This window comes from Bacteroides sp. An279 (assembly GCF_002159615.1).
Taxonomy (GTDB): domain Bacteria; phylum Bacteroidota; class Bacteroidia; order Bacteroidales; family Bacteroidaceae; genus Phocaeicola; species Phocaeicola intestinalis.
The window spans coordinates 24494-32841 of record NZ_NFJA01000042.1 but is presented as its reverse complement, the minus strand read 5'-3'; the positions used below and the strand labels follow the sequence as shown (position 1 = coordinate 32841).

The following is an 8348-nucleotide window of genomic DNA, read 5'->3' as shown; positions in this document are numbered from 1 at the left end:
TCCTGTTCTTCGTCAGATAGCCCGCTATCTTCCTCATCACAGAAGCAAAAATGCCTCAAAAACTCATCCCAAATCATCGCACGATAAATTCAAAACAGCTTCTGAAAGGTTCAGTATCTGTTTCAAGCTGTCTTCTTTTTACGTTCTCCATATCAAAACCGTACGGTTTCCATATCGAGAACGTACGGTTTTCAATTGGAGAACGTACGGTTTTGATATGGAAACCATAAAAGGATGATGTCTGGATTGATAATATAATCCAATCAGATATTTCAATTATATGGCTTTAGGAATTTGATTATAAATGCCCATAACATTTTTTCTTTGATTAATTCAAAACAGTTTCCAAATAAAACGGTTCATCGTTTCCGGTATCCAAGCAAAAGACTATCTTTGCACTGAAAACGCATATTAACGCATATAAAAAAGCTATGACAAATACCCCACAACTATTAGTCTATAAAGCCTCAGCCGGTTCAGGAAAGACCTTTACCCTTGCCGTGCAATACATCCGGCAATTGATAGAAGATCCTGCATCCTACCGGCGTATCCTGGCAGTAACCTTCACAAACAAGGCTACAGCCGAAATGAAAAGCCGTATTCTGGAACAACTCTATGGGCTGGGCTACAACGTCAAATCATCGGACAGCTACCTCAATGAACTGAAACGAATATGTCAGATGGACGAAGACGCCATCCGCAAGGCAGCACGACGGGCGTTGCACAACATCATACATGACTACAGTCGTTTCCGAATTGAAACCATTGACTCTTTTTTTCAGGCCGTGCTGCGCAATTTAGCCCGCGAGCTGGAACTAGGTGCCAATATGACCATAGAACTGAATAACACAGAAGTACTCTCAGATACCGTAGATGCAATGATAGAAAAACTGGACCGTCATTCACCCGTACTGAGTTGGCTGATGGAATATATAGACGAACGCATCTCGGATGACAAACGCTGGGATATTTCAAGCGAAATCAAGAACTTCGGACGCAACATCCTTGACGAAGGATACATTGAGAAAGGCGACGGGCTGCGCCGTAAACTTGCCGACCCGACTTTCATTCCCAACTATCGGAGACAGGTGCAGGACATCCGCCGTGAAGCATTGGAAGAGATGAAAAGCTTTAACGACCAGTTTACAGGTGTACTGGAAATGAACGGCCTGTTGCCAACCGATCTGAAAAACGGTTCGCGTGGTATCGGAAGCTATTTCAACAAACTCGCCCTAGGAAACCTGTCGGACAATATCCGCAATGCCACTGTAGACAAGTGCCTGACGAGTGAAGATAACTGGGCAACACGCACTTCACCCCATCGCGCTGCCATCTTAGACCTTGCCACACGCGAACTGATTCCCTTGCTGAAAACCGCCGAAGAGTTCCGGCCGAAGAATAACGTACTGGTAAACTCGTGCAATCTTTCGTTACGCTATCTGAACAACCTACGCCTTCTGGCACATATTGATGAGGAACTGCGCTTGCAGAACCAGCAACACAACCGTTTTTTATTATCCGATACCAACGCCCTCCTGCATAGCCTGATGCACGAAGGTGACGCAGCATTCATCTATGAAAAAATAGGTACTTCCATCGACACAGTGATGATAGACGAATTTCAAGATACGTCACGTATGCAATGGGAAAATTTCCATCTGCTGCTGGAAGAAAGTCTTTCAAAAAGGGAAGGTAGCCTCATCGTAGGCGACATCAAACAAAGCATCTACCGCTGGCGCAACGGAGACTGGAAAATTCTGGCAGGACTGGGGAATGACCCGACCTTGCGTATCCACGAACTGACCCTGAAAACGAACTGGCGAAGTGAAGCACGCATCATTTACTTTAACAACGCAATGTTTACTTCCGCTTGTACCGCCCTGAACCACAAATATGAGGATGAAACAGGCACCCCATGCCTGCAATTGCTCAACGCATACAGCGACGTATGCCAGAAAACTTCCAAACAAAACGAACAGGGATTCGTCAGCCTGACTTTCCTACCCGATACCCAAGAACAGCCATACGCTGATGCTACCCTGCATGCCCTTGCCCGCCAGGTAGAACAACTTATCGCACAAGGAATACATACCAATGACATAGCTATTCTGGTACGGAAAAATAAATCCATTCCTTCCATAGCCGATTATTTTGATAAACATACACCCTACCGCATCGTATCGGACGAAGCCTTCCGCCTCGATGCTTCGCTGGCTGTATGCATGATGGTAGACGGGTTACGCTATCTCACCTCGCCCGAAGACCGCATAGCCGGTGCACGTCTGGCAGTAGCATACCAGCACGAAATACTTCACTCCAGCATCAGCCTAAACCAAATCTTAGCGGATGACCTCACTCCTTTCCTACCTGAAGCCTTTGCAGCACAGATGCCTGAATTGCGCCTCATGCCTCTTTATGAGCTATTGGAAAAACTCTTCCTGCTATTCGATATGCAACGCATTGAGCATCAAGACGCCTACCTATGCGCTTTCTACGATGCTGTAACCGAGTACATGCAGCAACATTCGTCTGAGCTAACTGCCTTCATTGCTTTTTGGGACGAACGCCTGCACGAAAAAACCATCCCATCGGGAGAAATAGAAGGTATCCGTATCCTTTCCATCCATAAGTCGAAAGGATTAGAATTCCACACTGTACTGCTCCCTTTCTGCGACTGGAAGATGGAAAACGAAACCAACAATCACCTGATATGGTGTTCAGTGGCAGGAACAGGAAAAGAGACCGACCGTGCCCCGTTCAACGAACTGGACATCGTACCGGTAAATTATTCTTCAGCCATGGCAGACTCTGTTTACCACGACAGCTATTGGGAAGAACGACTCCAGCTATGGGTGGATAACCTGAATCTACTCTACGTGGCGTTTACCCGTGCGTGCAAGAACCTTATTATATGGGGTAAAGCAAACCAGCGGGGCACTGTATCGGAACTACTTGCTGAAGTAGCCCCCCAACTCAACATTTGGGACACAAAAACAGAAGAAACCGAAGAAACATCTCCTCTGACATACACCTTCGGCTCTCTCTGTCCTTCGGAAAATAAAAAACAGGAAAAAGGCTCTGAGAATCCACTTGCAGTACTTCCACAAAGCTTGCCTGTACAGGTGGAATCGATAGAAACTCCAATCGAATTCAAACAATCGAACCGTTCTGCCGACTTTATCCGAGGCGATGAAGATGAAGAAGAACACGAACGCTACATCCGTCAAGGACAACTCCTGCATCAAGTGTTTGCTTCCATCACCACTGAATCCGACTTACCTGGAGTCATCAAAAAACTTACGTTTGAAGGCATACTGGAATCGGAAGAGAAAGCATGCGAAATCGAAAAACTTGCTCGTTGGGCGCTAAACCACCCGCAGGTAAAAGACTGGTATGGAGGAAATTGGAGACTCTATAACGAATGCAGCATCATTTACACTGATGAAACCGGAACATTCCAGACACGGCGACCAGACCGCGTAATGATGAAAAAAGACAAAGTGGTAGTAGTCGACTTCAAGTTCGGTAAGAAAAAAAATGTCTACCGCCAGCAGGTAAAAGAATATATGAACCTGCTCATCGGGATGGGCTACAAAAATGTAGAAGGCTACTTGTGGTATGTATTCGGAAACGAGTTGGAAAAAGTATGACTCCACAGAAATCCAGATATCCAGAAACCGATACTTTTCCCCTAAAAAGGCATTAATATCCAATCCCAAGTGACAAATTCCCCAACTACTAACCCTCAATAAACCAATAAAAAAGATGAAAACATTCCTACAAGAAGTAGCACACGACCTATATGAAAAAACGCACGGTGACCTAAGCAATGTTGCCGTGGTTTTCCCCAATAAACGCGCCAGCTTGTTTTTCAACGAGTATTTGGCACATGAAAGCAAGCGCCCCTTGTGGTCGCCCGCCTACACCAGCATCAGCGAATTGTTCCGCCAGTGCTCTCCATGGCAAACAGGCGATTCCGTCAAATTGGTGTGTGACCTGTATAAAGTATTTCGCCAAGTAACCGGAAGTAATGAATCTCTAGACGATTTCTTTTTCTGGGGAGAGATGCTGATAGCCGATTTTGATGACGCAGACAAGAACTTGGCAGATACCCAGGCGCTCTTCAGCAATCTGAAAGACCTGAACGGCTTAACTGATGACTACGATTTTCTGGAAGAAGGACAGAAAGAAGCCCTTTCGCAGTTTTTCCGAAATTTCTCGATTGACCGCGTAACAGAGTTGAAACAACGCTTCATTTCGATATGGGACACACTAGGAGAAATCTACACCCGATATAAAGCATTGCTGGAAAGCCAGCACATTGCTTACGAAGGAATGATGTACCGCCAAGTCATCGACACCCTGAATCCCGACAAACTTCCATACCGGCTGTATGTTTTTGTAGGTTTCAACGTACTGAACAAAGTAGAACATACACTCTTCCGTAGACTTGCCGATGCAGGCAAAGCCTTATTTTACTGGGACTACGACACCTTTTACCTGAACCGGACACCTCATGAAGCAGGCGAATTCATCCGCCGGAATTTACGGGATTTCCCATCTGAGCTTCCTCCCTCTTTCTTTAATAACTTAAATCAAGCCAAAGACATTACTTTTGTAGAATCGCCCACTGAAAACGGACAAGCGCGCTACCTGCCCCAATGGCTTCGTGAGAATCTTACCGAAGAAGAAAAAGAAACTGCCGTAGTGCTATGCAACGAGGCACTGCTCCAGTCCGTACTCCATTCGCTTCCCGAAAATGTAAAACACATCAACATCACAATGGGCTTTCCTCTCTCACAAACGCCTGCATATAGTTTTGTCTGTGCCTTGCTGGAACTGCATACTGCAGGATACAACACACAAAACGGACGTTATCGCTTCACCGAAGTAATCAGCCTGCTGAAGCACCCTTATACGCGACAACTCTCGTCACAGGCGGCAGAATTGGAGCAAAGCCTAACCCGTGACAACAGATTCTACCCACTTCCCTCCGAATTAGAAAAAGACGGAATACTGGAGATACTCTTCACGCCCGTTACCACCAACTCCAACTTATGCCAGCTGATTACGAAGGCATTAGAGAAAGTCGCGTTATCTTACCAGCAACAAAAGCCTTCGGATACAACCGCTTTCGACCAGCTTTACCGTGAAGCCTTGTTCAAGACCTATACCTTGATGAACCGATTCTACACACTGATAGAAGACAAAGACTTAAACGTAAAACCCGAGACATTGCAACGCCTGCTTACCCGCGTCATGGCTACTTCGAGTATTCCTTTCCATGGCGAACCAGCCATCGGACTGCAAGTAATGGGAGTACTGGAAACACGCAACCTCGACTTCCGTCACCTCATTATGCTCTCGGTAAACGAAGGCCAACTTCCAAAAGGTGGAAACGATGCCTCATTCATCCCCTACAACCTGCGAAAAGCATTCGGAATGACCACCATCGACCACAAGATAGCCGTCTATGCCTATTATTTTTACCGTCTGTTACAGCGCACGGAAAAAGCTACACTGATATTCAACACTGCTACTGACGGCATCAACCGTGGCGAAATGTCGCGCTTCATGCTCCAATTCATCATCGAATGGGGGTATCCCGTCAAGCGTTTGAGACTGGAAGCTGCACAATCGCCACAAGGCTCTACCCCTATCTGTATCTCCAAAGGACCGACCGTCCTCCGACGCTTATGGGAAACCTTCGATGTACGTTACAACCCAAAAGCTGTACTTTCGCCCTCGGCATTGAACTGTTACCTGGACTGCCCGTTAAAATTCTACTACAAGTATGCGGCACACCTCAATGCCCCCGATGAAATCTCTCCTGAAATTGATGCTGCCAAATTCGGCAGTATTTTCCACCATGCTGCCGAACACATCTACAAAGACCTGACAACACACGGAAAAGTCATCAATCAAGAAACAATAGAGAATCTGCTGAAAAATGAAGTTCGCTTACAGGACTATGTCGACAAAGGTTTCAAAGAACTTTTTTTCCATCTGCCTCCTGAAGAAAAACCCACTTACAATGGTATCCAACTTATTAATTCAGCTGTCATACTACGCTATGTGAAGCAACTGCTCCAGAAGGACCTGAAGCATGCACCATTCACGTTCGTCAGTTCAGAATACCCCGTCTACGAAGAACTGAAGCTCACCGTAGCCGACACCGTCCTACATTCACGTATCGGAGGCATCATTGACAGAATAGATTGGAAAGACAACATTCTGCGCATCGTCGATTATAAGACTGGAGGAAACGCCGACACGCCATCCAGCATAGAATCGCTCTTTTCTCCCGACCTCAAACGTTCGAGTCATGTATTCCAAACATTCCTCTACGCTGCTATCGTATGCCGCAAGCTACGGGAGAAACAAGACACACGCCAAGTAGCTCCCTCACTGCTGTACATACACCGGGCTGCCTCAGAAAACTACACGCCAGTCATCCAACTGGGTGAAGCACGAAAAGCTGAACCAGTTTACGACTTTGCCCGTTACGAAATGGAGTTCCGCGAACGACTGAAACTGTTGCTGATGGAAATCTTCTCCCCGGAAATCCCATTCACACAAACCGAGATTCCGGATAAATGCACCTATTGTGATTTCAAGGATTTATGCCGGAAATAACGGATAATCCTATCTTCAAAAGAGGATTATCCGACCTGACACAGAAGATAATCCTCTTCTCATTCACCGCATTGTGGACATTTAACCTTAGCCTTGCAATATTGAGTACTACAACAATTTCACATACCCCAAACGAGTATAACGCACTCCGCGACTCTCGTAATGCGATATCACCTTAGCAGAAGCAAGATGCAACATCTCGTGAGCAATGACCTTTCGTGTATGGCAACTTAATACATTGGGCGAAAGACTACGTCCGCCTGCTTTAAGAAAAAACGTAAAACGATTTCCATCACGGTCGGCTGCCAAAATATATTGGTCCACATAGAAATCAGGCTTGTAAATATCTACTTGTAGACGGACATTCAACACCGTCAGAAAAAGTTCCTTCAAACGCTCGCCTACTTGCCCCACATTATGGCTCACCGATGAAACGCGACGCTTTTGTACTGTCAGTTCAAAATGAACACGTGCAAACTCTTTGGCCAGAACAACCAATGGTTCGTAACGCTTGAGACTAGGTACAAATTTATTTGCCAGCCACAATACGTAAGAAGGATCAATATAATACACTTCAGCCAATCGTTTGCCACGGTACTTTCCGAAAGGAACAAAATCTTCCGATTGTCCATAATAGCATTCAAAAAACCTATTATCAAATACTTCAAGTTTTACATTACAATTTTGAAGCAAAGAAAAAGCACGTTCAGCCGCCATATCAAAAGTGACGGCAAGTGTCCGTATAAATAAAGGAATCTCTACGTTGGGGAAGAAACGCCAGAAAGCATAATATGGACGATAAGCTGTAGCCACACTAATAGCATAACAACCATTAACGGTTGTCCTGCCCCGATTGAATTCACCGATACGGGCTATTACCGTTTCTGCCAACCGGGGAGATACTTGATATAAAGTCAAGTCATAATCCATATTCTCCCTTTTTTGCAAAGATAAGATTTTCAAGTCTATTTTACTACATATTCCCGACAAGAATCAAATAAAAGCATCATCATACCCTTTGGCAAGCATACTCTTTTCCAGTTGGTGATAAGCAGACTGCAAACGCTTGGCTATTGTCGATTTGTTCGAGTTTAATTTGACGGCAATAGCCTCTAAAGTCATTCTTTTCCAGATTTTCATCTCTACCAATATTCTTAATTCCTCCGGAAGCTCCTTGACCGATTTCCTTAGTTCTACATATTTATGTTCTCTATCCTGCGAACTTAATTCATATTCATTTTGCCAATCTTTCACCGTCTCCAAATCCAAATCTGTGATTTTAGGCTTCATTTTCCTACAATAGCTACATAAATAATTGTCAACTACACAATGTAGCCAACCTCCAAATTTCCCATTTTCCTTGTAAGCTGTCTTCAGTTTAATACTGAAATGAATGGATAAATCTTGAAAAACATCTTCAGCTTCTTCAATACTGGATATGATTTGACGAATAGAATGTTTAATCTGGTCGGCATAGCGGTGTAAAAGAATAGCGAATGCCTCATTGTTTCCAGACTGAAATAAAGAAATCAGCTCTTCATCAGAGCTAACGAGTAAATTCATAGTATCTGTTTTTATGGTTTATAAATTAATTCAATTACAAATGAAAACATCTATCATACAGTCAATCATTTAAGAAAGATATAAATCATTTTGCTGTAAAGGAAATATTTTTTCAGTAAAAAAGCTAATGAAAAAGGATTTTTTTTCGA

The 8348-nt window shown here is 44.4% G+C and carries 5 protein-coding genes; 3 read left to right on the top strand and 2 right to left on the bottom strand.

Annotation, left to right across the window (positions count from 1 at the left end):
• The 3 genes from B5F78_RS17605 to B5F78_RS09120 all read left to right on the top strand — a co-directional run.
• A partial coding sequence (locus B5F78_RS17605; protein ID WP_204502634.1) for a hypothetical protein occupies window positions 1-238 on the top strand: 238 nt, incomplete at its 5' end.
• Window positions 239-431: 193 nt separating this feature from the next.
• Window positions 432-3650, top strand: a complete 3219-nt coding sequence (locus tag B5F78_RS09125; RefSeq protein WP_087406552.1) for a UvrD-helicase domain-containing protein — start codon at window positions 432-434, stop codon at window positions 3648-3650.
• Between the two features lie 115 nt (window positions 3651-3765).
• Window positions 3766-6636 (top strand): PD-(D/E)XK nuclease family protein, encoded by a 2871-nt coding sequence (locus B5F78_RS09120; protein ID WP_022039873.1) that lies wholly within the window; start codon window positions 3766-3768, stop codon window positions 6634-6636.
• A gap of 108 nt (window positions 6637-6744) precedes the next feature.
• Here the strand turns inward: B5F78_RS09120 and B5F78_RS09115 are convergent, their stop codons facing one another.
• The gene (locus B5F78_RS09115) at window positions 6745-7566 is read right to left on the bottom strand and encodes an exodeoxyribonuclease X C-terminal domain-containing protein (protein WP_087406551.1); all 822 of its coding nucleotides are present in this window, start codon (window positions 7564-7566) and stop codon (window positions 6745-6747) included.
• A gap of 63 nt (window positions 7567-7629) precedes the next feature.
• A complete protein-coding gene (locus tag B5F78_RS09110; RefSeq protein WP_087406550.1) occupies window positions 7630-8199 on the bottom strand; it encodes an RNA polymerase sigma factor in 570 nt (189 codons plus the stop codon).
• Window positions 8200-8348: the final 149 nt, after the last annotated feature.